The sequence below is a fragment of the Nguyenibacter vanlangensis genome, from assembly GCF_013376155.1.
GTDB classification, from domain to species: domain Bacteria; phylum Pseudomonadota; class Alphaproteobacteria; order Acetobacterales; family Acetobacteraceae; genus Gluconacetobacter; species Gluconacetobacter vanlangensis.
On record NZ_JABXXP010000658.1, the window covers coordinates 1 to 1,543 of the forward strand.

General features: G+C 67.9%; 2 protein-coding genes. One reads left to right on the forward strand and one right to left on the reverse strand.

Annotated features, from left to right (window positions below; genetic code table 11):
* Positions 1–351: DUF2076 domain-containing protein (locus HUK84_RS17745; RefSeq protein WP_176641430.1), on the reverse strand; the 351-nt coding region annotated here is incomplete at its 3' end.
* A gap of 181 nt (positions 352–532) precedes the next feature.
* On the opposite strand from HUK84_RS17745, the gene HUK84_RS17750 reads away from it, so the two are divergent.
* The gene (locus tag HUK84_RS17750) at positions 533–1,432 is read left to right on the forward strand and encodes a glycine--tRNA ligase subunit alpha (protein WP_176641431.1); all 900 of its coding nucleotides are present in this window, start codon (positions 533–535) and stop codon (positions 1,430–1,432) included.
* Positions 1,433–1,543 lie beyond the last annotated feature (111 nt).

The window sequence follows — 1,543 nt, forward strand, 5'->3', positions numbered from 1 at the left end:
GGTGCGCTGCCCGCCGCCGAACAGCCCACCGAACAGCCCGCCGCCACCGGCCGGCCGCTGCTGGCCCTGCTGGGCCTGGAGCGCCTGCTGGGCCTGCTGAAGCTCCCATTGCAGTTGCTGGATGCGGTTCTGCGCCGCCACCAGCGCGGCTTCCTGCACCACCGCCATCTGGGTCACGCGATAGCGCGCCTCGGGATATTGCTGGAACATCTGGCCAATATACTGGTCGGCCTGGGGGTCGATCGGGGGCAGGTTGGGCGTCGTCGCAGGCACGCTGCCGAATCCCCCCTGCGGTGCGCCGCCGACGCGGGCGACGAACTTCGTGATAAGGTCGCGTTCCTCGTTGTTCATCGTATCCGTCCTGTCTCCGCTGAAGGGTCGGACCCAAGATGTGGCGTGGACCAGCGATTTCCGCAAGCCCACCCCGCCTTCCGGTCCGCGCCCCATGCCTGTATGGTGCGCCCCTTCCGCGTGCCGGACGGCACGTCCCGTCTTCACGCCCCGTCTTATCGCCTACCGGAGCATCCTTTCCATGGTCCCGGCCTCCGCGCCCCGCCCGCCCGCCCCCCCGTCCGCCAAGCGCCCGCTGTCATTCCAGGCGCTGATCCTCAAGCTGCACCAGTTCTGGTCCGAGCAGGGCTGCGCCATCCTGCAACCCTACGATACCGAGGTCGGGGCCGGCACGCTCTCGCCGCACACCACATTGCGCGCGCTGGGCACCCGGCCGTGGAAGGCCGCCTATGTCCAGCCCTGCCGCCGCCCGTCGGACGGGCGCTACGGCGAAAACCCCAACCGGCTGCAGCATTACTATCAGTACCAGGTCCTGCTGAAGCCCACGCCCGAGGACAGCCAGAAGCTGCTGCTCGACAGCTACCGCGCGATCGGGATCGACCCGCTGGAGCACGACATCCGCTTCGTCGAGGACGACTGGGAAAACCCCACCATCGGCGCCTGGGGCCTGGGGTGGGAGGTCTGGTGCGACGGGATGGAAGTCACCCAGTTCACCTATTTCCAGCAGGTCGGCGGCATCCCCACGGTGGTCCCCTCGACCGAACTGACCTACGGGCTGGAACGGCTGGCGATGTACGTCCAGGGCATCGAGAATGTCTACGACCTGGATTTCAACGGCCAGGGCCTGACCTACGGCGACGTGTTCCTGCGGGCCGAGCGCGATTATTCGCGCCATAATTTCGAACTGGCGGATACCGACATGCTCCACCGCCATTTCATCGACGCCGAGCGCGAGGCGATCGCCCTGGTCGAGCACGGCATCGCCCAGCCCGCCTACGACCAGTGCCTCAAGGCCAGCCATTTGTTCAACCTGCTGGACGCGCGCGGCGTCATCAGCGTCAGCGAGCGCGCCGCCTATATCGGCCGGGTGCGCACCCTGGCGCGGCGCTGCTGCGAAGCGTGGCTGGCGGGCGAGGAATAAGATCATGCCCGAATTGCTGCTCGAACTGTTCTCCGAGGAAATCCCCGCGCGCATGCAGGCCCGCGCGGCCGAGGACCTGGTCCGGCTGGTGAGCGACGCCCTGGCGCCGCT